Genomic DNA, 26,177 nt, shown 5'->3' with positions numbered 1-26,177 from the left:
TTGGAGCGAGAGCGACATATAACGTCCGGCGGCTGTTGCAAGTCCGTCTCTCACAGTATCGAGGTTCAATCGGACGGTCTGACTGTCACGGACAGATCGAGGTCCTGTGTCGACTGCACCGCGTAGATGATGCTGCCAGCGAACAGGAGCTGACTCCCGACGACGAACAGCGCGCTGAGCGGCGACATCGGGTCGACGAAGACCCAGTACAACGGCGCGGCGATGGCAGGGCCGGCAACTAGCCCGGCGATCTTGGCGACGAGGGGGCCACAGCACCCACACGTGCACGTGCCGACGACGGCGGCACTGCCCGCCGTCCCTTCAGTCAGGCCGGCCCGTGCTTCAGCGCGCCACTGGCGGGCGATGAGCGCGCCGTTCAGTCCGATGAGCCCGCTCAGCGTCCCGAGGATCAGTAGTTGCCCGGGCGAAACCGCCAGAAACAGCGGGATGTGCGGGATCGCGATTTCGAGCGTCGGCCAGGAGACCAGTTGGTAGATCGTCGGCAGGACGGCAACTGTAATTTCGTGGGGCGCACCGTCCTCCGGGAAGAACGAGAGGTAGCCGGTCACACCGAAGAAAAACAGGAGCAGGACGACGGCGGTCCCGATCCCGAACCGTCGAGCGACACGGTCCCGGAGTGCAGTCCGGATCGCATCGCCGGCGTCGATCCAGAGGACGTATCCTACCAAAATCGGTGTCACGAGAACGATAGCGTATCCCAGCGGGTGTGTATCGCTGGCGGACCCCGGAACGAGATAGGGGTAGGCGATCCACAGTCCCAGCAGGAGGCCGGCCAGCGCGTACCGCGGGCGGTTCGGCCAGCGAATCCGGCCCGCGAGGAGGCTCCCGACCGCGATTGCAGTCCCGACGGACAGCGCGAGCGGCTGATACCACGATCGGGGGAATGGCATCGAACGCGCGGTGTAGGTCGGGTCCGGGGACAACCCTTCGAAGAGAATCGTCCCGAGCGCGGTGAGCGAGATTCCGACGAAGACGCCGTAGAGTGCGAGCGTCGGCCGGAAGTGGTTCGTTCGCTTGAAGACAGCACTGCCGACGAGAACGACGACGCCGACCAACGCGAGCGCGATGCCGTGCCCCGGTGTGATCCCGCCGGTCGCAGTCGCCTCGTGAGCGGAGACGAGTGGGACCTGCGTGAGGGCGACAACACTCACGAACACTGTGAGGAACGGACGGAGAGTAGTGCTGTCAGGAGGGGAGATCCGTGCTTGGCCACTCGAATCCGGCGACATTGTGCCAGATTGCACCTGAGACCATATTTATGTGACCTTCGCGGAACACTACGGGTGGTAGTATCTCGACAGTGCGAGCTCACGAGCGGAGAGACAGCGGAGCGAACCTTATTTGTTTCAGACAGCCCACGTTGTGTGTATGCCCGACCTGGAAGACGAGCGGTTCTACGAGGCGCACGCGGATTTCTGTAGCGTCTGCTCTAACGCGAATCGACTGAAGATCCTCGACGTGCTCAAGAACGGTGAGCAGTACTCTGTCTCCGATATCGAGCGTCTCACCGGCATCTCCCAATCGACGGTCTCCCAGCATCTCAAACTGATGCGTGATCGAGGAATCGTCACCCGCGAGCGCGACGGCGTGAACAGTTACTATGCCGTGGCCGACGAACGTATTGTCGACGGTGTCGAGACGATCCGAGAAGTCGTCCGAGAACAGGTAGACAAATAGCGTCGCTCGCGACGGTTAGACAGCCGATTTCCCCGGTCCGTTCGTTCGTTCCCAGCGGTTGGACCCGCGCCACTGTGAGACTTTTCGAGACAGATACGCCAGCAGGAGTAGCGCAGTCCCGGCGGCGATCGCGCCGACCCCGAGAAGTGCGCCGAAAACCGAGAGGACGAGCCCGACCCCCGCGACGATGAGCAGACACCCAAGCGACGAGCCGGCCGCGCACGGGCACACTCCCAGCCGATCGACGGCAACTCGCCTGCAAGGGTTCGAGAGGTCGCTGTACTCGACGATGGCCTGCCTGAAACGGCTTTCGTCCAACATTGTCGTCGGTATCTCGTAGGACGCCTCGTCAGTCTCGATTGTGACCGACCTGTTCAACACCCCCTGGCACTGCAGCCCCGTGATATCCTCGTGTGAGAGGGTAAACTCGAGCGCGTTCTCAGTACTCTTTGTCGGCACTGCGTGTACTCCACCCTCCGTGACGCTGATTGTCGTATCCGGTTCCCCACACTGCTGGTCGCCCGCGATCCGACTCTGGTAGACCGTCTCCGAGTCGAAGCGGGTCGTGGTGGATGGTGACATTCCCCTCACCATTATAATATTACGATATCCTAATACATAGGTCTTTCTGACAGACGACCCATACCGTGTCGTTTGCGGGCAGTGGAACCGTGTCTTGTCACGGCCGGAACTACATTTCGGTGCGTGCGGGAGCTCGTCGGACGCCGGAGTCGGCCCACCTCAGTAGCCGACACGGTCATATACCGGCGTTCCTAACGGGAGACAATGGCTAGTCTCGACCCGTCGAACGTGCCGGTCTACGGCAGTGACGCCGAGCGGCAGATGCTCTGGAAGCACAACGCCGGCAACGAGCAGCCGGTCGTCGCGATCCGCAACGCCCGTCGTGGCTGGATCGTCCGCTACGATCTCTCACATCTCGACACCGCGTTACGGTCCGAAGTAGTCCAGCGGCTTCGTGACTCGGTTGGCGACCGGCGACCCTACCCGACTGGGACCGATCCGATCTCGCAGGCTGAGGGGGTCGGTGGCGAGGCGGGACCGGTCTCGGGCGATCTCCACGAGTCCAGCGAGGAGGGGGCACGCGAGCTGGCAGCGCACGTCTCGACGTTCGTCTTCGATCGCTCTAACTGGAGGTGAACTCGCATGGCTGTTCGCTTTTATTATTTGGATTCCTACGTTCGGGTATGACCGTCGATCGAGCAACGTGTCCGCACTGTGGATCGTTGATCAGCGCCGACGAACTCGAGAAACTCGAAGTCGACAGCGGTGGGATCGCGCCGATGGGCGCGGGCAAGAGTAGCGACACGCTCTACGTCTGCCCGTCGTGTAATACGATCCTGGCCTGACAGCCCCGGTCGTACCGGCGAATCCGTCCGTATTCGGGGGACCTTCGAGAAGGGAGTGTCTCGACAATCAGTTCGCCGTCGAGACGATCTTGATCACGTCACCCTCCTCGAGCTCTTCGTCGTCGCTGATCCGCATATCCTTGCGGGCGTCGACAGCGTGGAGATAGCCGTCGCCGATGTCGCTGTGGACCGTATACGCGAGGTCTTTCGGGGTCGAGCCGCTCGCCAGCAGAAAGGCGTCGGGCAGGACGTTTCCTTGGCCGTCGGTCCAGTGGGTCGCGTCCTGAACGGGATAGGCCGTGATGTGATCGAGCAGATCGTAGACGGCGTAATCGAGCGCCTCCTGAATACCGGTTCCCCCCCACTCGGCCATGACCTCGCGGATCCGTTCGAGACCCTGCTGTTGCTGGTCGCTCACGTCGTCGGTGATCTCGAAGTCGTCGTCGCCCGGATCGTAGCCAATCACGCCCGCCTCAGCGGCCTTCCGGAGCGCCAGTTCGCCGTCCGCCGTCGCTGGGACGACCGCGTCGGCGGACTCCTGCAGCCGTCGCAGGTTCTCCTCAGGTGCGATGTCGGCCTTGTTGGCCACGACGACGATTGGCTTCGTCCGCTGGCGGATGTCCTCGGCCAGCGCCTCGCGGTGGTCGTCGGTCCACTGGAGGGGATCCTCTGGATGGTCGAGGTCACGCAACGCCCGGGAGACGTCGAGCTCGCTCGCCCCGACGCCGCTGAGCAGATCGACCAGTGCCTCGTCCAGGTCGAAGTCCGGCGATCGGGAGGCGCGCTCGACCGACTCCCAGTTGCGCTCGACGATGCTGGCCAGCCACAGGTCCAGTTCCGTCTCGATGAAATCCAGATCAGAGAGGGGATCGTGCTCGCCGACCTCGACGGGCTCGCCCTCCTCGTCGGTCGCGCCCGCCGCGTCGACGACGTGCAAGATGACGTCGGCGTTCGAGAGCTCGTCCAGGAACTGGTTGCCCAGCCCTCGCCCCTCGTGTGCGCCTGGGACCAGTCCCGCGACGTCCAGCAACTCCACGGGGACGTAACGTTTGCCGTCGTGGCAGCGTTCGTTCCCGCAGCGCTCCTCGAGGTCGAGACACGGGCAGTCCGTCCTGACGTGAGTGACTCCGCGGTTGGCGTCGATCGTCGTGAACGGGTAGTTGCCCACGTCGACCTCGGCCATCGTCGCCGCCTGATAGAAGGTGGACTTGCCGGCGTTGGGTTTCCCGGCAAGCGCGATCGAGAGCATGCCTTCGAGTGGGCGCCCCCGGTCCAAGGGGATTTCGATCGCGTGAGCCCCGCAGCCGATCCCCACCGGCCAACAGAGAGGGACTGCTGACCCCAATATTCATTTCCGATCCGACAGATGTGTCGGTATGGACAGGCGACTCACGATCGGCGTCCTCACGGGGGCGTTTCTGGGGCTGTTCTGCATCGCCGGAGTCGGTCTCCGGATCGGCTTTGCTGGCAACGAACTGTTTCTGTTCTCGATGTGGTACAATCGAGTCGTGATGGGACTGCTGATCGGGCTCGCGGGCGGGCTCCGGATCGTCGATTCGGAGTACAACGTCTTCCTCAGAGGTTTGCTGCTGGGACTGGTGGTCACGACGGCGATCACGCTCACCAGCGAGTTCCGCGACTGGCCGAGTTTCTTCGCTGGCGTGGCCTACGGCGTGATCATCGACTGGGTCGCGACTCGGTACAGCTGACCCACAGACGGGTATGTCGCTAGCCTGCTTGGGTGAGAACACAGCGACCAACAGCGGAGCATAAATACCATGATATACCATTCCAAATAGCCATTGGCCTGCTGCCTGTATACGCTGGTGGGTGAGGGGGTGTCGAACGCACCCAAAACGCTACAATGCGGTTCACGTTACGGCTGTGCGAAGTCATGCGGTGCTTGTGATTGACGAAACACATCGGACAGCGTCGATCGGGAATATTTGCCAGGGACGCCATCATTTTGAAGCGATAGAGAGTCATCACACATATGACAGCGAAAACCTGTGTCGTTACGGGATCTTCGAGCGGGATCGGTCGGGCCATCGCCGAGCGGTTCGGCGAGGACGGACACAACGTCGTGGTGAACTACAGGAGTTCCAGAGAGGGGGCCGAACAGACCGCCGCTACTGTCGAAGCGGCGGGAGGCACGGCGTTGATCGCCCAGGCTGACGTGACCGATATCGAGGCCGTCCAGCGAATGGGCGACAGAGTCCACAGGGAGTTCGGACAGGTCGACGTACTGGTGAACAACGCCGGGATCAACCAGGACGTCAAGTTCACCGAGATGTCCCACGAGGAGTGGGATACCGTCCTCGACGTGCATCTCGACGGTGCGTTCCACGCCACCCAGACGTTCTACGACGACCTGGCCGCTGCAGCGGAGGGGCGGCTGATCAACATCTCCAGCATCATCGGCAAGGGCGGCAACTTCGGGCAGGCCAACTACGCGACGGCCAAGGCCGGCATGTTCGGGTTCACACGGACGCTCGCGCTCGAACTCGCACCCAAGGGCTCGACTGCCAACTGCGTCGCGCCCGGCTTCATTTCCACCAGGATGGTCGAAGCGCTTCCCGAGCACGTCAAAGACGGGATCCGGGAGGATACGCCACTCGGCCGACTGGGCACTCCCGAGGAAATCGCGGAGATCGTCGCGTTTCTGGCGAGCGACCGGTCGTCGTTCATCACCGGCGAGGTTATCGACGCCAACGGCGGCAAAGATCTGTAAATCCACGCGCCAGACCACGACCCGGACTGCGTTCGATCAGGTGGCAGGATCGGGGTGGTCGCCGTCGGGGCCGTCTCCGGTCGTCTCCGGTCGCTCTGTAGCTGCGTCGGCGTCCGATTCCCGGTCAGTCTCGCCCTCGGAGACGCTGTCGTCGGGCACGTCCCCACCGGGCCGATCCTTGCTGGATTCGTCCACGGCGGACTCACTCTCGACTTCAGCAGGATCGCCTTCGGCAGGCTCGTCGTTCGGTTCGTCTTCGCTCGATTCGTCTGCGGCCGACTCACCATCGTCCGGCTCGGCTCCAGCGGACGCGTCTTCTTCAGATCCGTCTTCGGCTACTCCGTCCCCGGCGACCGGAGCCGACGCGCCCTCCATCTCGGCGGCCATCTCGGCCATCGCCTCGGCGTCCTCGTCGGGACCGTCCAGCACGGCATCGGTGTGTAGCTGGATCTCCCCGCTGGCGCGGATCGTCCCGTCGACGGTGGCGTTCTCGTGGAGTTGGACGTTCTCGGCCGCGATATCGCCCCAGATCTTCACGCCGGGGCCGACCGCGACGTCCCCGTTGCGGGTGGTCACGTTGCCCTTGACGTCGCTGCCACGTCCGACGACGATGTCGCCTTTCGACCGCAGGCTCCCGAAGATCACGTTGTCCCGTCCGACCGTCACGTCCGCGGCGCGGATGTTGCCGTGGATCCGGCAGTCGTCACCCATCCGCGCGGGCGTGGAGACGCGCCAGGCGTCGTCGCCGACGGTCGCGCCGCGCGGGATCACGATCGGGTCGTCCTCCCGGTCGGTATCGAGTAGCTCCGAGAGCGTATTCTCGGCGGCTTCTTCCTCGCCGATCCGCAGCAGTTGGCCGAGATAGACGAACAGGAAGACGATCGTCGGCATGGGATTGCGGATGACGATCCAGCCGTTGGCCTCGAAGCCCTCCTCGATGTCGACGTCGTCGCCGATGTCGATGTCGCCCGCGACCTTCAGCTGGCCGCCGACGTGGACTCGCTCGCCCAGATAGGCGTCCTCACCGACCAGCACGTTGTCCGCCACGTCACACCACATGTCCAGCCGGCAGTCGCCTTCGGCCTCGATGTGCCCGCCGAAGCGAACGCGCTCGCCGGCGATCACGTTTCGCCCGCGGACCCCGAACTCGACCGTCGACTGGCCGCCGACCAGCACGTCCCCGTCGGTCACGAGGTCGTGTTCTTCGACGGTCGTGCCGTCTGGAATCGACAGTTCGTCCAGTGGGTCCGAGCGGAACAGCACACCAGTTATACCGTTATCGTCTGTATTAAAGCCCCAGCACGCGTCATTCGCCCGTCTGACGGGCGTCTGACGCGGGCGGCGGGCAATCGGACGGAGCCGGCCGGGGTCAGTCGCTGGTATCGGTGCGACCCGGATCGGGCCCGTTTTGAATCACCGCCACTAACGACGGCCAATGACAGTTCTTTCGTTCGACGAGCAGGGTGTCGACGTGATCTACGAGGGCCACGAGTTCCGCCTAGAGAAGTCGCTCATCGAGGACGCTATCGGGAAGTCCTACCCCGACGTGACCGACCACGAGGTGCTCAAGATCGTCGAAACGGAGCCGTCCCTGTCGGGCGAACCTCAGCGGATCGGTCAACTGCTCGATTAGGCCACGAACAGCAGGTACGGGATCACGAACATCGTCAGAAAGACGATCGCTCCCAGCAGGACGTACCCGAGAACGCTTTCGGTCAGCGCGCGCCACGGTGGCTGATCGGATTCCATACGTGGGTATCGGCCGTCGCTTCTCTTGGGCGTTTGGACTAGAACTGGTAGCGCCGGTCGTCGGGATCGCCACTCGGTCCGCTGCCCATCGCGCCCGCGCCGCCGGTCATCTCGTCGAAGGTCATCCCGGACAGATATTCGTCGTAGGTCACGTCGTACTGCTCGCGAAGCTGGAAATCGAGCCGTCCCATGTCGACCTGTTGCTGGAAGAACGCGTGGACGGCGCGACGGACGAGTTCGTCGGCGTCGGTCGGTTCCATCGCGGCGGTCAACATCGCGAGCTCGGTTCGAGTCTCCCGATCGAGGGTCACGTCGATGGAGTCGCCGAGCTCGCTTGCCGCGTCCGTAACGTCCGCAGTGAGATCATCGAGGCTCATACACGGAGATACCGGGCGATCAGGAAACGCCTTTCGACCGGAGATCCTAGTCGCCGGCTTCGAACTCGTGACCACACTCTGGGCACGTCACCTCGTCGTGACGGAGCGCAGCGGACTGCTCGCGCACGTCACGCATCACGCTCGAAATACGGTCTTCGGCCTCGAGTTCGTCCTCGACGGCCAGATCGACGCCCTCGACTTCGAGCAGGAACTTCGCGACCTCGGTCGCCTCGTACATCACGTCGTCCAGCTCCTCGGCGGTGAAGAAGTCACACATCGCTCCGTAGAGGAAGGTCGCACCGGCCTTGCGGACCTTCTCTTCGAAGGATGCCCGAGCCTGATTGACTGCCTGCGGCGAGTAGGTATCGGTCATGAAAGGGACCAGCTCGGGCAGGTTCTCGCCGATCTTCGTCATTTCGACACCAGTTTCAGTCCGGAAATCGGCACAGAGCCGGGCGATCGCCCACTCGCGGGCCGTGATGTAGGTTCGCTCGCGCAGAAAATCGTTCGCGCGGTCGTAGGTCGAGCCGTCGATCTTCTTGAATCGATCGTACTTCTGTACGTCCTCGGGTACGTCTCGATCGGGGTCGTCGCTTCCCGACTCGGCTGTGACGGACGGATCGCCGGCGGCGTCCGTACCTGTCGGATCCGCGTTCTCGGGTGCGTCGTCCCCTGATGGTGTCTCTGTCATAGATGACAGTGTGATTGCCCCGCGAAAAAGCGTGTCGCCGCGACGGCCGCCGTGACGTGCCCCGACGACCCCTGATACTTAACAGCCCAGCCCCCATGAGCGGTCGTATGAACGTGTTGCTGGGCCACGACGGGAGCGAGGAGTCCTGGAAGGCCTTTCGACAGACGATCGAACGGGCCGAGGCCGCCGGCGACGACGTTTCGATCGCGATCTACGACGACACCGCGGTCGAAGCCACACCTGCTGAGATCGAGCAGCGGATACGGTCGGAGCTCGAAGGTCACGGCGTCGATACCGAGATCCGTCACATCGACGGTCACGTCGCGGGGACGCTCGTCGAAATCGTCGACGGCGAGGACTTCGATCGACTGGTTATCGCCGGAGGGAACCGAAGCACGCTCGGCAAGATCCAGCTCGGGAGCGTCGCCGAGTTCGTCGTCCTCAACTCCGAAACCCCGGTGACCCTCGTTCGATGACTGTCAACCGAACCTACCCCGACGAGCCGGCCGGTGAGTTCCCGTCGCCCCCGCGGACGATCACTGACAAGAACGACCGGGAGATCGAGATCCGTTCCGCCGGGCTGGACGACCGAGAGGCGCTCGTGGAGATGTACACGGCATTTGACCCTGCCGATCGCGCTCAGGGGATCCCGCCGGTCAAGGAGTATGCCATCGACAACTGGCTCGACACGGTACTGGCAGCGGACTGTCTGAACGTCATCGCCTGGGACGGGGACGACGCTGTCGGCCACTCGATGCTCGTTCCCGACGACAGTGAGGGCTACGAGCTGGCGATATTCGTGCTCAATACACACCAGGGCGCCGGCATCGGCACCGAACTGCTGCAGACGCTGCTGGGCCACACACAACGAGCGGATATCGAGACCGTCTGGCTGACCGTCGAGCGGTGGAACGAACCGGCGATCGAACTCTACAAGAAGGTCGGCTTCGAGATCTGCGGCACCGAGAGCTTCGAGATCGAGATGTCGATCCGCCTCCATTGACTTCCTTCCTAACGGAGTATCTTTCCCCGCGATTTCCCGTCAGTACACACGAATCGTTGCCGACAACGCCTATACAGACAGGACGGGCTGGCTCGCGTACGAGAGGACGTGCTGGGCGACCTTGCCGAGCATCGCTCCGGGGGCGTCGCTGGTACTCTCCCGAGGTACGACGATCATGTCGGCACCGATCTCCTCGGCCGAATCCAGGACGACGTTGACGGGATGTTGGCTGAGCCGCTCCGCCGAGAAGCCGGCAGCGGACGACTGAGTCGCCTCGACATCGCCGTCGGCGTCTCTGGTTAGCTCTCGTACCGCGGCCATGAACGCGCGGTGCTCCTCGGCGACGGCATCGGCGTCGATCTCGTCGCGCTGGATGGCGCGCGCCACGGAGTCGTCGACGATGTGCAGGATGTGGATGCTCGCACCGTAGCGCTGGGCGATCGCGACAGCGTATTCGACGGCACGTTCGGCCTCCTCGGTGTCGTCGACGGGGACGAGCACAGTGTCGATTTCGACGGCCATTGCTGACGTATCTGTCCGGTGGTGGCAAAAAGCCACCGAGGACCGCCAGTTCGCGTTCGTCTCCACCCCTTTTATCCTGTCACCGCCAGTAGGTGGGTGTATGTTCGAGACAGTCGTGCTCGCGACCGACGGGTCGGAAAGCGCCGCCCGGGCCGTCACGCTCGCGTTCGACCTCGCAGACCGATTCGACGCGACGATCCACACGCTCTACGTCGTCGACGAAACGGAGGTCGAGACGTCGCCGGAGGCCGTGCGTGACGACCTCCGTACCGCCCTCCGGGCCCGCGGCGAGGAAGCACTCTCCGAAATCGACGCGCAGGACGACACCGTGACCACGGCGGTTCGAGAGGGCGATCCCGCCAGTGAGATCTGCAACTACACGGCAGAGGTCGATGCGGATCTCATCGTCACAGGCACGCGTGGCCGCCACGGAGACCACTCGTTCCTGCTCGGTAGCGTCGCCGAGGCAGTCGTTCGCCGGTCGCCTGTGCCGGTGCTGACGGCCCGACAGCTCGACCCCGACGAACAACGTGACGTACCGGTACCCGGCGAGACGGGGGCCTGACGATGAACGCTGATCTCATCGACGACGAGTCGCTGTCGCTGGAGCGCAAGTCAGTGCTCCCCGGAGAGGGGTTCTTCCGACCGGACGACCTCACGCGGACCGAACAGAAGCAGGAGGTCGAGGACGCGCTCGCGGACGCCGACACGGTCGTCATAGCTGACCCTGACGCCGACGGGCTGGCTTGCGTCGCGCTCGTTCGAGCCACGCGTGGCGACGCTGCGCTCGTCCCCGCGAGTCCCCACGAACTCCAGCAGCGGCTCGCCTGGACGGCGGAGTATCTCGATCCCGGAGCGGACGTTTTCATCTGTGATCTCTGTCCGGACCGGGCCGACGACATCGAGGCGCTCGACACGCTGGCCGAGAGGGCGGGCGAGAGCCGCTGGTTCGACCATCACCAGTGGAACGACGACCTCTCCGAGCTCGTGGGGGCCGCCGGCGTCGAGCTGGTTGTCGGCGAGTCCGACGAGGAATGTTCGGCCGATGTCGCGCTGCGCGAGCTCGATCACGAATTCGACGAGGCACTGGTCGATCTGGTCGCGGTCACTCGCGATCACGACCTCTGGATCCGCGAGGATCCCCGAAGCGACGATCTGGCGGATTTCTCCCACTGGAGCGAACCCGAAGAGTACCTTGCGGCCGTCAGCGAACACGGCGCTGACCTGCCGGCCGATGTCGAGCAGTATCTGAAGGAGAAACGCGTCGAGAAGGAGGCGCTGATCGAGAAGGCAATCGAGCGCGCTCAGTTGCGGGAGATCGGCCCCTGGACTGTCGGCGTGACCTACGGCCGCTGTTCGCAAAACGAGGTCGCCGAGGCGCTGCGTGAACGGGGGGCCGACGCCGCCGTAATCGTCAAACCCGCGGGGAGTGCGAGTCTGCGCGGGACCGAGTCGTTCGAGCGGTGCCACGAGGTGGCCGAACAGGTCAACGGCGGCGGCCACCCCCGCGCGGCGGGCTGTAAACCCGACATCTACGACGACATGCTCGATTACGCGCATCACTGGACGACACAGGGAGCGGTGGCGAAGCGGGCGATAATCGACGCGTTCGATCGGATCGCGGAGGAGTAGCACCCGCGAGCGAAGCGAGCGGTCTTTTTCCCAAGTTTTTGCCGTGAGTGGTACCCGCAGGGCCGACGGCCCGAGGATACCCAAACGCAAAAAAGCTGTGGGGAAGCGGGCGATAATCGACGCGTTCGATCGGATCGCCGAGGAAAACTAGATCAGTCTGATTGGAATCGTTTGACTCGATAATAGACGTAGAGCCCGAGAATCGCGCCCGCGAGCGTGAATTGTGTCCCGAGCGCCCACCAGCCCTGGAAGGCGACGAACATGACCCCGAGGCTGGCGGCCAACAGCGCGACGTTCGCCAGGAGAACGAGCCACCAGAACAGCCCGCGAACCGCCGGGTCGGCGTCGTCGCTCTCCGGTGGATCAGGTGCACTGGGCACCTCAGGCCCGAGTGAATCCGTGTCGAACCCGCCGGGCCCGAGCGAGTCCGGGTCGAACTCGTCGGGTTCGTGTGGTGACTGCTCGTCGGACCCGTCGAACATACCTCGTGGTTCGTGAGGGGGGCCGAAAAACGTTCCGCGGTCGGTCAGCACGTTCGTTCGACGGCACTCGCGCGCTCTCTGTCGGCCCCTGTCCCTACGCGGAGGCGTCGACCGTGACCTCGGTCGGCGTCGGGTTCGCGATGTTGTCACCGACGGGACAGCGCGCTTCGACGGCCGCAGCGAACGCATCCAGGGCCCCTTGATCCGCGTCGGACTCGATTTCGACGTCGACTCGCAATTCCCGGTATCCGGCTCTCCCGTCGTCGGTAACACCGAGGAACTTTCTGGGGTCGAGGTCGCCCTCGATCCCGATCTCGACGTCACCGATCTCGATCCCGCGCTCCTCGCCGACGGTGTGCACGACGACGTTGAGACAGCCCGCCCACGCCCCGATGAGGTACTCCACGGGATTCGGACCGTCGTTCGTCCCCCCGAGTTCGGTGGGCTCGTCGACGACGAACTCGAATTCGCGCGCCTCGACGACGGTTTTCGTTTCGCTCTCACTCGCGGCCGAAACCGCGAACTGTTCGATGTGGTCTGCTTCGCTCATCGTATCGGTCGACGGGCCCCGTCATATTCAGGCGACTGCTAGTGGCTGGATCCACCGTTTCCTGTGACGCCGCTCGCGGGCCTTTCTCACAGTGCAGGACTCATAGACGCCGTTGAACCCGAACGGTGCCGAAAAACGCGCTCGCTCGTTTCGGCAAGAATTGTGATCCACAGACGACGCTCGTTTCTTCCCGTACTGGTGGCTACACCCTTTCGAAATGTCGGCACGACGACGTGCCGAATAGCTTCAGGAACGTATCGCCCTCAGTATCAGATGGCGTCCTCTAGCGCGACCGCCGAATCCGATTCGACCCAGGCGAGTGGGTTCTCCGCGTCGTAAAACACTACGGTGCCGCTGTCCTCGTAGGCTTCGATTGTCTCCGCGCCGGTCATCGTCTCGGGGGTTGCCGCACGATCCGACTCTCCTGCTGCGTTGACGCGGTTCGACATGACTTCAGACGCTGGTATGAGACGCCATACCAAAAGCCTTGTCCATGCGTCAGGGATTGCCGGCCCGACCGCGGGTGTTTTTAGGGGCCCTGCCAAAATGGGAACAACATGAGTGAGGGCGAGCAGACGGGCCTGGCGGCGTTCGGCGAGGGCGGAACGGGCCGGCCCGAGGACGAAGCGGCAGCGGTCGCTGGCGCGGAGAGCACCGCTGCCGACGTCGTGGACGCCGAGGAGTTCCGGTATCCCGACGCCGAGGGAACCGTCGAACTCTCGGTCACACAGGTCGATTACACGGTCGAGGGGTCCGGTGACGACGAGTATCCCGTGGTACACGTGTTCGGTCGGACGCCGGGCGATCGCGAACTGATCCACGTGGAAGTCTACGAGTTCAAGCCGTACTTCTACGCGCCAACCGCGAATCTGGATTTCGACGATCTGCGATCCCGGGATCGTATCACCGGCTGGGAGACCGGCTACGAGTCGATCCGTGGCGAAACACTGACGAGGATCTTTGGACAGACACCACGAGATGTCGGGCAGATCCGCGACGAGTTCGACCACTACGAGGCGGACATCCTCTTCCCAGATCGGCTCCTGATCGACAAGGACATCACGAGTGGCGTCCGCGTCCCCGATCGTCGCGAGGAGCACGCGAACGCCCATCGGATCCGCGTCCCACACGAGGAAATCGAAGCCGTCGACCTCGATGCCGAGCCGCGCGTCTCGACGTTCGACATCGAGGTCGACGACCGCTCGGGGTTTCCCGAGGAAGGAGAGGAACCGATCATCTGTATCGCCAGTCACGACTCCTACCGCGACGAGTACATCCTCTGGCTGTACGACGCCGGCGAAGGTGTCGAAGTGCCGGACCGACTGGACGGCTACGAGCCACTGGAAGACGACGACCTCGACGCGGATATCCGGGTCTTCGACGAGGAGCCAGCGATGCTCGACGCGTTCGTCTCCTACATGGAGGACACCGACCCGGACATTCTGACGGGCTGGAACTTCGCCGATTTCGACGCGCCGTACCTCCTTGACCGACTCGACGCTGTGGACCCGACGACCGACTACAATCTGGACATCGATCGGCTCTCGCGCGTGAACGAAGTCTGGCGCAGCGACTGGCAGGGGCCGGACATCAAAGGCCGGGTGGTCTTCGATCTCCTGCGGGCGTACAAGCGCACACAGTTTACCGAACTCGAGTCCTACCGACTCGAGGCGGTCGGTGAGGAGGAACTCGGCGCCGGCAAAGAGACCTACACCGGCGACATCGGCGACCTCTGGGAGGACGATCCCGAGCGGTTGCTGGAGTACAACCTCCGAGACGTCGAACTCTGCGTGGAACTGGACCGCAAACAGGAGATAATCGCTTTCTTCGAGGAGATCGCCTCCTTCGTCGGGTGCCGGCTCGAGGACGCGCCCACGCCTGGCGACGCAGTCGACCTATACGTTCTGCACAAGGCCCACGGCCGGTTTGCCCTGCCCTCGAAGGGGACTGTCGAGTCCGGCGAGGAGTTCGAGGGCGGCGCGGTCTTCGATCCGATCACCGGGGTCAAGGAGATGGTCTCGGTACTGGACCTGAAGAGTCTCTATCCGATGTGTATGGTGACGATCAACGCCTCCCCGGAGACGAAGGTCGATCCCGACGACTACGACGGTGACACCTTCGTCGCGCCCAACGGTCAACACTTCCAGACGGAGCCTGATGGGATCATCCGCGAGATGGTCACCGAACTCCTATCAGAACGCGAAGAAAAAAAGGAACTCCGGAATAAGCACGAGCCAGGCACTCCAGAGTACGAACAGTACGACCGGCAACAAGGAAGTGTCAAAGTAGTTATGAATTGCTTCACGCCGGACACGGAGGTGGTAACTCCGGACGGCGTTCGGAACATACGAGACCTGGATGTGGGCGATGACGTGTACTCGATCGACCCGGACACGCTACGGATGGAGGTCAAGTCCGTTACCGAAACGTGGGAATATCCAGATTACGACGGTGAACTGGTCGACATCGAGACTGACAAGATCGACTTCAGCGTTACGCCGAACCACCGGATGCTCGTCCGGAAGGCAGAGACAAACGGCATTTCCTGGGACGGGGACGACTACCGCTTCGTCGAAGCCGGAGAACTCGATCGGGCGACGAACTACCAGTTACCCCACGACTGGACGGGGCCAGCAGGCGAACGGATCGAGACCGTCGATCTCACGGACCTCTACGACGGCGAGTACGAGGTCTGGGCGGACAACGACGTGCACGGGCACACGCTGGCCGCCGAGATTGGCTACTATCCGGACAAGGTCCAAAAGGCCGATGCGGAGACAACCGGATACGTCTTCGACGCCGACGAGTTCGAAGAACACCGTGCGTACCTTGCGGACGCGTGTTCGACGTTCTACGTCCACACAGCGGCCAACCGTAAGTGGATCCCGCGCCAGTACGACGGTGACGACTTCCTCGAACTGCTTGCGTGGTATATTACTGAAGGGTCAGTCTACACGTCCGAAGACAAGCAGTTCGGCGAGAAATTCCGTGGCTCCGCGACGACGGTCTCGATTGCACAGGACGCACAGGCGATCGCTGACGGGGGAGACGACAGAGGCCGAGACACTCACGCGGCGATCGGGGAACTACTCGATCGGATGGGCTTTGACTACTATGCTGGCGAGAACGGGTATCAGTTCACGTCACGGCTCCTCGGAAATCTCCTAGAGGACATCGCTGGCGAAGATAGTTTCAGCAAGCGGATCCCGGAGTTTGTGTTCGAGGCGAGTCGCGACCAGAAGCGGCGCTTCCTCGAGACGCTCATCGCTGGCGACGGTGACTGGCAGGTCAATTCCTGGCGATACAGCACAGCGAGTAGGCAATTGCGGGACGACGTACTCCGGTTGTGTGCCCACCTCGGCCTCACTGCGAGTTACAACGAGGACAGCGGTACCTACCGGATCTACGTGACTGAGGATTCGAAGAACACGCTCCGGATGCATCGAAGCGGCACGCGTAGCGAGGCAGAAAACGGTGTGTACAGCGTCACTGTCGAGGATAATCATACCGTCCTCGCAGGTCGAAACGGCAAATTCCAGTGGGTCGGGCAGTCATTGTACGGCGTTTCGGGGTGGGACCGCTTCCGTCTGTACGACAAGGACAACGCCGCCGCCGTGACGGCCACCGGCCGGTCAGTCATCGACCACACTGAAGATGCTGTTGAGGATCTCGGATACGAAGTCGCCTACGGAGATAGCGTGACCGGTGATCGTCCCGTGGTCGTTCTGGATCCAGACGGGCGAGTCCGGATTCTCCCGATTGAGGACCTCTTCGAGCGCGGCGAACAGTCCACTGACCAAGAAGTCCGTATCACGGCCGACGGCGGTGACGTCGCTGCGATCGAACCCGGAAAGGATCGTCGTGCACTCGACGGATGGGAAGCGCTGTCCCTGAGTGCTGCGGGCGAGCCGGAGTGGCAACCGATCGAACAGGCGATCCGTCACGAGACAAACGACGCGGTCGTCAACCTACAGCACAAGTTCGGGGAGTCGACGACGACACGCGACCACTCTTATGTCGTCGAAGACGGCGACGAGTTCGTCGAAGCTGTGCCGGCCGATGTCGAAGAGCCGCTTCGGATCCCCGGTCTTCCATCAGTCGATACTGTCGAGACAATCGACGTGTACGAAGTACTCGACGGCTACACACGGACGTACGAAGACGGCCGGAGCGTCGGGCAGGACGAGGCAACGACCAAAACGAAGCGCGTGCACGCAGACGACGAACGTGTCTGGTTCGGTCACGAGCACCAGCGGGACCAGGAGAAGACAGTCACGGTCAAGCGGTATATCGATATCGACAGCGAAGACGGTCGATCACTGATTCGACTGCTTGCGGCGTACATCGCCGAGGGGAGTGCTTCGACGATCGAAACGACGGATAGTCGGTTCGGAGCGAGTATCGCTGAATCCCGGCGCGAGTGGCTCGAGCAATTGCAAAGCGACTATCACCAGTTGTTCGACAACACTACTGCGAGTATCGTCGATAGTGATTCCCGAGACGAGCGCACTGCGGAGTACGAGACGAGCGATGAGACGCACACGACGACGTACGACGATCGGACGAAGAAACTCCAGATGATGAACGAACTCGCGGCGGTACTCTTCCGCGAGTTCGCCGGACAGACCTCCCGTGGGAAGCGGATTCCATCATTCATCTATCATTTTCCCGAGGACGAGCAGCAGCTGTTTCTCGATATCCTCGTCGAAGGTGACGGGTCCAGAGAGTTCCCGCGATACTCCGAGGAGTACGCGACTGAGAACTTCGATTACGAGACGACGAGTCGGGCACTCGCGGCCGGGCTTTCGATGCTGCTCACACAGCGAGGCAAGAAACACTCACTCAAGTACCGCGACGAGAAGGACAGCTACACCATCCGAACGTGTCAGTTCTACCGTTCCGGGCGCGACCCAGTCCTCAAAGAACAGGAACACGACGGTTACGTGTACGATCTCAGCGTCGCGAACAACGACAATTTCGTCGACGGAGTGGGTGGTGTCGTCCTGCATAACACCGACTCAGTTATGATAAGTTTGGGGAGTGATACGACGGTAGAAGAGTCCATCGACCGGAGCTTCGACATCGAGGAGGCGATCAACGCATCCTACGACGAATTCGCCCGCGAGCAGTTGAACGCCGAGGAACACCGTTTCAAGATCGAGTTCGAGAAGCTCTACCGCCGGTTCTTCCAGGCTGGCAAGAAGAAGCGCTACGCCGGTCACATCGTCTGGAAGGAAGGCAAGGAAGTCGACGACGTCGACATCACCGGCTTCGAGTACCAGCGCTCGGATATCGCGGCGATCACCAAAGAGATCCAGCTCGAGGTCATCGAGATGATCGTCAAGGAAGGTGACATCGACGGGGTGAGCGACTATCTCAACGAGGTCATCGAGGATTTCCTGGAAGGTAATATGGACTACGAGCGGGTCGCTATCCCCGGCGGCATCGGCAAGCGGCTGGACAACTACGACACCGACACCGCCCAGGTCCGCGGCGCGAAGTACGCCAACCTCCTGCTGGGTACGAACTTCCAGCGCGGGAGCAAGCCCAAGCGACTGTATTTGAAGAAGGTCCATCCGGACTTCTTCGAGCGCGTCGAAGCGGAGATGGGGCTCGATCCCGCCGAGAACCCCCTTTACGGGGAGTTCAAACGGGATCCGGACGTGATCTGCTTCGAGTACGACGAGCAAATTCCCGAGGAGTTCGAGGTCGACTGGGAGAAGATGCTGGAGAAGACGCTCAAGGGACCGATCTCCCGAGTTATCGAGGCGCTGGGCATCTCCTGGGACGAGGTCAAGACCGGTCAGGAACAGACCGGGTTGGGCCAGTTCATGTGAACGGGTGGGCTTTCGCCTCGCTACCGCTGTAACTCGCCGCAGCGATTATCGAACGTGCGAGGAGAACGCCCCTCCGTTCGTGGTAAAGCAGAAATCGTGGCCTGATCCGGGTTGCGAGACGCAAAACAATTTTTCGGTTACGGAAACTGATTCCCCATGAATGCGAAAGGGTTATGGGGCCGACGAACGCACTTTCGGTTGACCTAGAACATGGCAGTACTCGAGATTTCGAACCTCCACGCAGAAGTCGCGGAAGACGGCGGCGAGACGATCCTCGAAGGGGTCGATCTCACAGTCGAATCGGGAGAGATCCACGCGCTGATGGGGCCGAACGGGAGTGGGAAGTCCACGACAGCGAAGATCATCGCCGGCCATCCCGCCTACGAGGTGACCGATGGTGAGGTGCTCATTCACCTCGAAGACGACGAGTTCGGCGAGGACTTCGAGATCCCCGAGGACATGCGCACCTGGAACCTGCTCGATCTGGAACCCAACGAGCGCGCCGCGCTCGGCGTCTTCCTCGGGTTCCAGTATCCCGCCGAGATCGAGGGTGTGACGATGGTGAACTTCCTTCGGACGGCGCTCAACGCCAAGCTCGAAGAGCGCGAGGAGCTGTTCGAGGACGACGAGGACGCCACCGAGGACGAGGAAGAGGACGCCGGATACGAGACTTCGCCGATGGAAGGCCCCGCTGACGAGGGCGAGATCGGTGTCGCGGAGTTCCAGCAGCTCCTCCAGGAGAAGATGGAGCAGTTGGACATGGACGAGAAGTTCGCCAACCGCTATCTCAACGCCGGCTTCTCGGGCGGGGAGAAAAAGCAAAACGAGGTCCTGCAGGCCGCCATTCTGGAGCCGTCGATCGCCGTGCTCGACGAGATCGACTCCGGACTCGACATCGACCGTCTCCAGGACGTCTCGAAAGGGATCAACGCGCTGCGTGACGAACAGGGCGCGGGCATCCTGCAGATCACTCACTACCAGCGGATCCTCGACTACGTCGAGCCCGATCACGTCCACGTGATGCTCGACGGCGAGATCGCGATGAGTGGCGGCCCCGAACTGGCCGAGAAGCTCGAGGACAAGGGCTACGACTGGGTCCGCGAGGAAGTCTACAACGCGGCGTAACCAGTACTACCTAGAGAAAGCCCTTACCGCAAGGAAAAACAACAAACATACACAACATGAGTTCAGACGACCTCAAAGACACCGACACCGAGGCTCGCTTCGAGTTCAAGAAGGAGGAGAGCTCCGCCTTCGAGACCGAGAAGGGCCTCACGGAAGAGACCGTCCGCGTCATCTCCGAGGACAAGGACGAACCCGAATGGATGCTCGAACGCCGCCTCCGGGCGCTCGAACAGTTCCAGCAGATGCCGATGCCGACCGACTGGCCCGGCCAGCCGGACCTGAGCGAAGTCAAGATCGAGGAGATCGTCCCCTACATCCGACCCGATATCGAGACCCGGGGCGGCGCGGAATCCTGGGAGGACCTCCCCGACGAGATCCAGGACACCTTCGACAAACTTGGGATCCCGGAAGCCGAGAAGAACGCCCTCTCGGGCGTTGGCGCCCAGTACGAGTCCGAAATCGTCTACCAGAACATGCAGGAGCGCTGGGAGGAGAAGGGCGTCATCTTCATGGACATGGACAAGGCCGTCCAGGAGCACCCCGAACTCGTCAAAGAGCACTTCATGACGAAGTGCGTGCCCCCGAGCGACAACAAGTTCGCCGCCCTTCACGGGGCGGTCTGGTCCGGCGGGAGCTTCGTCTACGTGCCCGAGGACACCACCGTCGAGATGCCCGTTCAGGCGTACTTCCGGATGAACTCCGAGGGGATGGGGCAGTTCGAGCATACGCTCATTATCGCCGAGGACAACGCCGAAGTCCACTACATCGAGGGCTGTTCGGCACCGCAGTACTCCGCTATCAACCTCCACAGCGGCGGGGTCGAGGTGTTCGTCGGCGAGGGCGCACACGTCCAGTACTCGACCGTCCAGAACTGGTCGAAGAACACCTACAACCTCAACACCAAGCGCGCGATCGTCGAGGCTGACGGGACGATGGAGTGGGTCTCCGGCTCCATGGGATCGAAGGCCACGATGCTGTACCCGGCGACGATCCTCAAGGGTCCGGGTGCGACGGACAACCACATCACCATCGCCTTCGCTGGCGACGGGCAGAACATCGACACCGGCGCGAAAGTCTATCACAACGCGCCTAACACCTCCTCGACTATCGAGTCGAAGTCTATCAGCAAGGACGGCGGTCGTACGAACTACCGCGGGCTGGTCCACATCTCCGACGGCGCCGAGAACTCCAAGACGAACGTCGAGTGCGACGCGCTGATGTTCGACAACGAGTCGACCAGCGACACGATGCCGTACATGGAGATCCAGGAGAGCAAAGTCGACGTCGCCCACGAGGCGACGGTCGGCAAGATCGGCGACGAGGACGTCTTCTACCTCCAGTCTCGCGGGCTGGACGACGACGACGCAAAGCAGATGATCGTCGCCGGCTTCATCGAGCCGATCACCGAGGAACTGCCCATCGAATACGCGGTCGAACTGAACCGTCTCATCGAACTGGAGATGGAGGGTTCGCTCGGGTAATCCCCGGTGCATATCACATGAGTACGCAGGTACACGCAAACCTTACAGCGGAACAGGTACGGACGATCAGCGACGACCTCGACGAGCCCGAGTGGCTCCTAGAGACGCGGCTGGACGCACTCAAGGCGCTTGACGAACTGGAGATGCCCAGCGTCATCCGGACGCCGGGCCGGGACTGGACGAACCTCGACGCGCTCGAATACGAACGGATCGTCGACCCGCTCGACCGGGCCCAGGAGAAAGACCGGATCGAGGCCGAGGGCGTCGACGTCCTCGAGTGGTCCGAGGCACTCGCCGAACACGGCGACCTGATCGAGGAGACGTTCGGTAGCGTCGTCGATCCCCAGCGGGACTATCTGACGGCGCTGTCGACTGCCCTCTTCAGCGCCGGGACGGTCGTCTACGTCCCCGAGGGTGTCGACGCTGAAGACGTGAAGATCCGGACACGGATGCACAGCCAGTCGCTGTTCAACTACACGCTGGTCATCGCCGAGGAATCGTCGTCGGTGACGATCCTCGAACGGCAGACGACCGGCACTGAGACAGACGGCAAACAGTACTACTCCGGGATCGTCGAGATCGACGCCGCCGAGAACGCCCACGTCCAGTACGGCGCACTGCAGAACCTCACCGAGGAGGCGTACAACTTCTCGGTCAAGCGCGGCCACGCCGCCCAGTACGCCACAGTCAACTGGATCGAGGGCAACATCGGTTCCCGGCTGACCAAATCCAGCGTCGAAACCCGGCTGCTCGGCGATTCGTCGGAATCGAAGATCGTCGGCGCGTTCTTCGGCCACGACGACCAGCACTTCGACATCGCGAGCCGTGTCTGGCACGAGGCCGAGCACACTATCGCCGACCTCGTCACACGGGGCGTGCTGGACGACGAGGCCCGTTCGGTCTACGAAGGTGTCCAGGACGTCGGCCGCGACGCCTGGGACACCTCCTCCTACCAGCGCGAGAACACCCTGATGCTGAGCGACGACAGCGAGGCCGACGCCTCGCCCAAGCTCATCATCAACAACCACGACACCGAAGCCAGCCACTCCGCGACGGTCGGACAGGTCGACGCACAGGACCTGTTCTACATGACCAGCCGGGGCGTCGACGAGGAGCGTGCGACGAACATGCTCGTCGAGGGCTTCTTCGTGCCCGTCATGGAGGAGATCGCGGTCGACGAGCTCCGTGAGGACCTGGACGAACTCGTCGTCGAACGGCTACACCAGTAGTCGAGTCGCCCTCTCTGTTCGGACGCTCACGAGCGACTTTTTCATAGCCGCTGGTCGATATCGTCTGTTGACCGTATTCCAGAAACGGTATGCAATGGCGTGTCGGTTTGGGACGTATGGACGCTCGGCAGAAGAGTGCCATCGGTATGGCTGGGAACGCGGTCGGCTGGCTGGCGTATGGGTGTTTCGGGACCCTGGAGTTCGGCTTGTTCGCGTTGTTTTGGGTCGCCTTCGGGCTACCACTGGCCGCGCTCGCCGCAATTTGGTGGTTCCGCGAGGACGCGTTCACCATACCAGTCGAGCAGTGGCACGAGGAACGACGATTGGTCCGGCACTTGCCGTCGGCGCTGTTCGTTACCGGGATCGGGTGGGCCACCATTGGGATCACACTCGTAGTCACGACGTGGCTGGTCTGACCGTAGCCACCAGTATGCGGACGGTCGCTGTGGCTCTCCGGTGATTGCAGTCTGGATCTGCGATGAAACGCTTAACCGGACTGCCTGCAAGACCCGAATATGGACGTCTTCGGACTGATCGGAAACCCGGTCGAGCATTCGCTGTCGCCGCCGATGCACGAGGCGGCATACGACGAACTCGGTATCGACGCCAGATACGTCACTTTCGAGCCGGACGCGGCGGCTCCGGCGATCGACGCCGCCTCGACGCTCGGTGTTGTCGGGCTCAACGTGACGATTCCGTTCAAGCAGGACGCGCTGGACGCTGTCGAACCGGACGACCTCGCGACGCGGATCGGTGCGGTCAACACCGTCGAATTCACCGATAGCGGACCGGTCGGCCACAACACTGACGCTGTCGGCGCCGTACGCGCACTTCGGGAGCACGGGGTGACACTTGAGGGGACGGCGGTCGTCGTTGGGGCCGGCGGCGCGGGCCGAGCCGTGGCGTTCGGGCTGGCCGATGCCGGTATGCGTGTCCGGATCGCCAACCGGACCGTCGAACGCGCTCACGAGCTGGCGGCAGACGTCCCCGGTGCTGACGGTCACGGTCTCGACGAGCTGTCGACACTCCTCAAGGACGCGAACGTGTTGGTCAACGCGACGAGCGTCGGAATGGACGAGGATCAGTCGCCGGTCCCGGCAGAGGCGCTGCACGCGGATTTGACTGTCCTCGATGCGGTGTACTCGCCGATCGAGACCCGACTGCTCAGCGACGCAGCAGCCGCCGGCGCGACGACCGTCGATGGAGCGTGGATGCTGCTGTATCAGGGCGTCGAGGCCTTCGAGCGCTGGACCGGACAGGACGCCCCGGTCGAGGCGATGAACGCGGCGCTTCGCGGCCGGCTTTAAGTAACCCCAGGTCGAACACGCGGATATGGGATTGTCGGACGTACTCGATCGAATCAAAGAGGCAATCGGGATCGACGGATCCCGAGACCAGCAGTCGGAGCGACGCTCGCCACAGGACACACGGACCGGTGGCGAAACGGGATCGGACGAAACGACGGTCACCGTCGAACGGGAACCCTCGACGGAGTCCGAAGACGCCGTCAAAGGGACCGACACGGAATCCGACAGCGAGAGCGCGTCCGAGTCGGGGGCAACCGCCACGCTGGACGAAGGGACCGACGGGGACGATGACAGTCTCGAATCCGACGCGGAGGCGGCGACATCGGAGGACACAGACGACGAACCCGATACGGACGGGGAAAGCGACACGAGTGCCGAGCAGGCGACGACGGAGGCGGACCCCGGCACCGACGAGTCGACAGACGTGATCAAGGGGATCGGATCGACCTACGCGGACCGTCTGGCCGACGCCGGCGTCGAGACAGTGGCGGACCTGGCTGGCAGGGACGCCGAAACGCTCGCGGAGGAGACCGATATCTCCGAGAAGCGCCTGGAGACCTGGATCGAGCGGGCGAAACACCGCGGCCGCTGACCCACGACCGACACGGAACTGTTCTGGCCAGCGTTGCCACTCTCGTAACCTACAAGCCGCCGTCGGTGCTCTGAGGAGTCAATGAGTGACCCGCGAGTCGTGACCGGCCGTGCATCCTTTCGGGAGACAGCGACGGCTAGCCCGGACGGGGCACGCGTCCCGGTCGAGGTCACAGTCGAAGTCGCCGATCCGTTCGAAGCCTATCGCCGGGCACGGGACGGTCGCGGCGGTGTCTATCTCGGGACGAGCGGCGGTCGATCAGGATGGGGCTACTTCGGGGTCGAGCCAGACAGAATAGTCGAAACGAGTCCCGGGGACGAGGCACTGGCGACACTCGACTCGGCCGTCGGCGAGCAGTCACTCGCACGCGGGGACTGCGAAGTCCCCTATCCGTGTGGTGTGATCGGCTGGCTCTCCTACGATATCGCCCGCGAGATCGAGTCGCTCCCGGAGTCGACCACGCGTGATCGGGATTTACCGCGGATGCAACTGGGCGTCTACGATCGGCTGGTCGCCTGGCGTGAACCGCGCGGGCAGCCGACGACGCTGCACGTGACTGCCTGTCCTCGTGTCGGTGACACAGAAGGGGCGTTCACAGACCCAGGCGAGGCATACGCGCACGGCCGCGAACGGGCCCTCGATCTGGCTGAAGGGGTCCTCGATGGCGATCCGACGGTCGGATCGCCGCCGGTCGAGCGCGACCGGGCGACCTTCGAGAGCGACTGCGGTCGAACGGCCTTTGCCGATCGTGTTCGCCGGGTGAAAGAACACATCCGGGAGGGCGACACCTTCCAGGCGAACGTCTCACACCGACTCACTGCGCCGGCGGCGGCCCATCCAGTCACTGTCTTCGAGGCGCTACGCTCGGTCAATCCGGCCCCGTACTCCGCACTGCTTGAGTTCCCTGGCGTCGATCTCGTCAGCGCGAGTCCTGAACTTCTGTTAGATCGCGACGGCAACCGACTCGAAACGGAGCCGATCGCCGGCACGCGCCCGCGCGGTGAGACGCCGGCAGCAGACGAACGGCTGGAAGCCGAACTGACCACAGACGAGAAAGAGCGGGCCGAACACGCGATGCTCGTCGACCTCGAACGGAACGACCTCGGGAAGGTCAGCGAGTACGGGAGCGTCGAAGTGAGCGAGTACCGGCGCGTCGATCGCTACAGCGAGGTGATGCATCTCGTGTCGCTGGTCGAGGGTCGTCTGCGAGCGGGACAGACGCTCGCGGACGCGATCGAAGCAGTGTTTCCGGGCGGGACGATCACCGGCGCACCCAAGCCCCGGACGATGGCGATCATCGACGAGGTCGAATCGACCCGTCGCGGCCCGTACACGGGATCGATCGGGATCTTCGGGTTCGACGACCGGGCGACGCTGAACATCGTCATCCGGACGCTGGTCCGATACGGTCAGCAGTACCATCTCCGAGTCGGTGCGGGGATCGTTCACGACTCGGACCCACAGGAGGAGTATCAGGAGACGCTGGACAAGGCGCGGGCGCTGATCAACGCCGTCGATGTGGCCCTGGAGAGCGATACGGACTTCGCCGTTGGGAAGAGTGACATCGAGACCGACGGGGAGGCGTCGCGATGAGCGGGCCGTCGGTGCTGGTGATCGACAATTACGACTCGTTCGCGTACAATCTCGTCCAGTACGTCGGTGAGATTGTGAGTGAGGACGACCGCAGGGAGTCCTCAAATAAAGCGAGCGGTGACGAAGGACCCGCGAGCCGCGAGGACGAGCGAAGCGAGTCCTCGGACAAAGTAAGCGGGGAGGGACGACCCGCGAGCCGCGAGGACGAGCG

At 62.9% G+C, this 26,177-nt stretch carries 28 protein-coding genes; 18 read left to right on the top strand and 10 right to left on the bottom strand.

Features of this window, described 5'->3' with window-relative positions:
* Nucleotides 1-65: 65 nt before the first annotated feature.
* The gene (locus tag HSEST_RS07750) at nt 66-1,172 is read right to left on the bottom strand and encodes a hypothetical protein (protein ID WP_229120343.1); all 1,107 of its coding nucleotides are present in this window, start codon (nt 1,170-1,172) and stop codon (nt 66-68) included.
* A gap of 217 nt (nt 1,173-1,389) precedes the next feature.
* Between HSEST_RS07750 and HSEST_RS07745 the strand changes: the two genes are divergently transcribed.
* Nucleotides 1,390-1,698: an ArsR/SmtB family transcription factor gene (locus HSEST_RS07745; RefSeq protein WP_229120342.1), complete on the top strand. Its 309-nt coding sequence runs from the start codon at nt 1,390-1,392 to the stop codon at nt 1,696-1,698.
* 15 nt (nt 1,699-1,713) lie between these two features.
* Here the strand turns inward: HSEST_RS07745 and HSEST_RS07740 are convergent, their stop codons facing one another.
* Nucleotides 1,714-2,280, bottom strand: a complete 567-nt coding sequence (locus tag HSEST_RS07740) for a hypothetical protein (protein ID WP_229120341.1) — start codon at nt 2,278-2,280, stop codon at nt 1,714-1,716.
* 204 nt (nt 2,281-2,484) lie between these two features.
* Here HSEST_RS07740 and HSEST_RS07735 point away from each other — a divergent pair, with 204 nt between their 5' ends.
* Both HSEST_RS07735 and HSEST_RS07730 read left to right on the top strand, forming a co-directional pair.
* On the top strand, nt 2,485-2,856 hold the full coding sequence (locus HSEST_RS07735; protein WP_229120340.1) for a hypothetical protein: 372 nt from the start codon (nt 2,485-2,487) through the stop codon (nt 2,854-2,856).
* A gap of 47 nt (nt 2,857-2,903) precedes the next feature.
* Complete coding sequence (locus HSEST_RS07730) at nt 2,904-3,065, top strand: hypothetical protein (protein WP_229120339.1); 162 nt, start codon at nt 2,904-2,906, stop codon at nt 3,063-3,065.
* Nucleotides 3,066-3,132: 67 nt separating this feature from the next.
* Here the strand turns inward: HSEST_RS07730 and HSEST_RS07725 are convergent, their stop codons facing one another.
* Nucleotides 3,133-4,314, bottom strand: a complete 1,182-nt coding sequence (locus HSEST_RS07725; protein ID WP_229120338.1) for a redox-regulated ATPase YchF — start codon at nt 4,312-4,314, stop codon at nt 3,133-3,135.
* Nucleotides 4,315-4,441: 127 nt separating this feature from the next.
* Between HSEST_RS07725 and HSEST_RS07720 the strand changes: the two genes are divergently transcribed.
* Together HSEST_RS07720 and HSEST_RS07715 are read left to right on the top strand one after the other, a co-directional pair.
* Entirely contained in the window at nt 4,442-4,774 is a 333-nt protein-coding gene (locus HSEST_RS07720) for a hypothetical protein (RefSeq protein WP_229120337.1), read from the top strand.
* A 284-nt stretch (nt 4,775-5,058) separates the two neighbouring features.
* Nucleotides 5,059-5,796, top strand: a complete 738-nt coding sequence (locus HSEST_RS07715; RefSeq protein ID WP_229120336.1) for a beta-ketoacyl-ACP reductase — start codon at nt 5,059-5,061, stop codon at nt 5,794-5,796.
* A gap of 36 nt (nt 5,797-5,832) precedes the next feature.
* On the opposite strand, the gene HSEST_RS07710 is transcribed toward HSEST_RS07715, so the two are convergent.
* Nucleotides 5,833-7,059, bottom strand: coding sequence for a polymer-forming cytoskeletal protein (locus tag HSEST_RS07710; RefSeq protein WP_229120335.1), 1,227 nt, complete (start codon nt 7,057-7,059; stop codon nt 5,833-5,835).
* 172 nt (nt 7,060-7,231) lie between these two features.
* Here HSEST_RS07710 and HSEST_RS07705 point away from each other — a divergent pair, with 172 nt between their 5' ends.
* Nucleotides 7,232-7,429 carry a DUF5800 family protein gene (locus tag HSEST_RS07705; protein WP_229120334.1) on the top strand — a complete coding sequence of 66 codons (198 nt, stop codon included), beginning with the start codon at nt 7,232-7,234 and terminating at the stop codon, nt 7,427-7,429.
* Nucleotides 7,430-7,583: 154 nt separating this feature from the next.
* Here HSEST_RS07705 and HSEST_RS07700 read toward each other — a convergent pair whose 3' ends face one another.
* Nucleotides 7,584-7,922 carry a hypothetical protein gene (locus tag HSEST_RS07700; protein WP_229120333.1) on the bottom strand — a complete coding sequence of 113 codons (339 nt, stop codon included), beginning with the start codon at nt 7,920-7,922 and terminating at the stop codon, nt 7,584-7,586.
* Between the two features lie 46 nt (nt 7,923-7,968).
* A complete protein-coding gene (locus HSEST_RS07695) occupies nt 7,969-8,613 on the bottom strand; it encodes a DUF5806 family protein (protein ID WP_229120332.1) in 645 nt (214 codons plus the stop codon).
* Nucleotides 8,614-8,720: 107 nt separating this feature from the next.
* Between HSEST_RS07695 and HSEST_RS07690 the strand changes: the two genes are divergently transcribed.
* Both HSEST_RS07690 and HSEST_RS07685 read left to right on the top strand, forming a co-directional pair.
* Nucleotides 8,721-9,089 (top strand): universal stress protein, encoded by a 369-nt coding sequence (locus HSEST_RS07690; protein ID WP_229120331.1) that lies wholly within the window; start codon nt 8,721-8,723, stop codon nt 9,087-9,089.
* Nucleotides 9,086-9,616, top strand: coding sequence for a GNAT family N-acetyltransferase (locus HSEST_RS07685; RefSeq protein ID WP_229120330.1), 531 nt, complete (start codon nt 9,086-9,088; stop codon nt 9,614-9,616). Before HSEST_RS07690 ends, HSEST_RS07685 begins: the two co-directional genes overlap by 4 nt.
* 69 nt (nt 9,617-9,685) lie before the next feature.
* Here the strand turns inward: HSEST_RS07685 and HSEST_RS07680 are convergent, their stop codons facing one another.
* Complete coding sequence (locus HSEST_RS07680) at nt 9,686-10,138, bottom strand: universal stress protein (protein WP_229120329.1); 453 nt, start codon at nt 10,136-10,138, stop codon at nt 9,686-9,688.
* A 100-nt stretch (nt 10,139-10,238) separates the two neighbouring features.
* Between HSEST_RS07680 and HSEST_RS07675 the strand changes: the two genes are divergently transcribed.
* Together HSEST_RS07675 and HSEST_RS07670 are read left to right on the top strand one after the other, a co-directional pair.
* Nucleotides 10,239-10,703, top strand: coding sequence for a universal stress protein (locus HSEST_RS07675; protein WP_229120328.1), 465 nt, complete (start codon nt 10,239-10,241; stop codon nt 10,701-10,703).
* A gap of 2 nt (nt 10,704-10,705) precedes the next feature.
* Nucleotides 10,706-11,770 (top strand): DHH family phosphoesterase, encoded by a 1,065-nt coding sequence (locus HSEST_RS07670; protein ID WP_229120327.1) that lies wholly within the window; start codon nt 10,706-10,708, stop codon nt 11,768-11,770.
* A 152-nt stretch (nt 11,771-11,922) separates the two neighbouring features.
* Here the strand turns inward: HSEST_RS07670 and HSEST_RS07665 are convergent, their stop codons facing one another.
* The 3 genes from HSEST_RS07665 to HSEST_RS07655 all read right to left on the bottom strand — a co-directional run bounded on the left by HSEST_RS07665 (nt 11,923) and on the right by HSEST_RS07655 (nt 13,251).
* The gene (locus tag HSEST_RS07665) at nt 11,923-12,252 is read right to left on the bottom strand and encodes a DUF7322 domain-containing protein (RefSeq protein ID WP_229120326.1); all 330 of its coding nucleotides are present in this window, start codon (nt 12,250-12,252) and stop codon (nt 11,923-11,925) included.
* Between the two features lie 94 nt (nt 12,253-12,346).
* Nucleotides 12,347-12,802: an OsmC family protein gene (locus HSEST_RS07660; protein ID WP_229120325.1), complete on the bottom strand. Its 456-nt coding sequence runs from the start codon at nt 12,800-12,802 to the stop codon at nt 12,347-12,349.
* 269 nt (nt 12,803-13,071) lie between these two features.
* Nucleotides 13,072-13,251 (bottom strand): DUF7331 family protein, encoded by a 180-nt coding sequence (locus HSEST_RS07655; protein ID WP_229120324.1) that lies wholly within the window; start codon nt 13,249-13,251, stop codon nt 13,072-13,074.
* 108 nt (nt 13,252-13,359) lie between these two features.
* On the opposite strand from HSEST_RS07655, the gene HSEST_RS07650 reads away from it, so the two are divergent.
* The 8 genes from HSEST_RS07650 (at nt 13,360) to pabB (ending at nt 25,966) form a co-directional block, all read left to right on the top strand.
* The gene (locus tag HSEST_RS07650) at nt 13,360-18,639 is read left to right on the top strand and encodes a DNA polymerase domain-containing protein (protein ID WP_229120323.1); all 5,280 of its coding nucleotides are present in this window, start codon (nt 13,360-13,362) and stop codon (nt 18,637-18,639) included.
* Nucleotides 18,640-18,849: 210 nt separating this feature from the next.
* Entirely contained in the window at nt 18,850-19,764 is a 915-nt protein-coding gene (locus HSEST_RS07645; RefSeq protein WP_229120322.1) for an ABC transporter ATP-binding protein, read from the top strand.
* A gap of 56 nt (nt 19,765-19,820) precedes the next feature.
* Nucleotides 19,821-21,245, top strand: coding sequence for a Fe-S cluster assembly protein SufB (sufB, locus tag HSEST_RS07640; protein WP_229120321.1), 1,425 nt, complete (start codon nt 19,821-19,823; stop codon nt 21,243-21,245).
* A gap of 17 nt (nt 21,246-21,262) precedes the next feature.
* Nucleotides 21,263-22,474, top strand: a complete 1,212-nt coding sequence (gene sufD, locus HSEST_RS07635; protein ID WP_229120320.1) for a Fe-S cluster assembly protein SufD — start codon at nt 21,263-21,265, stop codon at nt 22,472-22,474.
* Between the two features lie 116 nt (nt 22,475-22,590).
* Nucleotides 22,591-22,890, top strand: coding sequence for a hypothetical protein (locus HSEST_RS07630; RefSeq protein WP_229120319.1), 300 nt, complete (start codon nt 22,591-22,593; stop codon nt 22,888-22,890).
* Nucleotides 22,891-22,989: 99 nt separating this feature from the next.
* Nucleotides 22,990-23,781: a shikimate dehydrogenase gene (locus tag HSEST_RS07625; protein WP_229120318.1), complete on the top strand. Its 792-nt coding sequence runs from the start codon at nt 22,990-22,992 to the stop codon at nt 23,779-23,781.
* A 25-nt stretch (nt 23,782-23,806) separates the two neighbouring features.
* Nucleotides 23,807-24,373: a helix-hairpin-helix domain-containing protein gene (locus HSEST_RS07620; RefSeq protein WP_229120317.1), complete on the top strand. Its 567-nt coding sequence runs from the start codon at nt 23,807-23,809 to the stop codon at nt 24,371-24,373.
* 81 nt (nt 24,374-24,454) lie between these two features.
* Entirely contained in the window at nt 24,455-25,966 is a 1,512-nt protein-coding gene (gene pabB / locus HSEST_RS07615) for an aminodeoxychorismate synthase, component I (protein WP_229120316.1), read from the top strand.
* The last annotated feature ends 211 nt before the right edge of the window (nt 25,967-26,177 follow it).

Source organism: Halapricum desulfuricans, from assembly GCF_017094465.1.
GTDB lineage: Archaea > Halobacteriota > Halobacteria > Halobacteriales > Haloarculaceae > Halapricum.
Note: the sequence above shows the minus strand (reverse complement) of the source record. Positions and strands in the feature narration are given on the sequence as shown.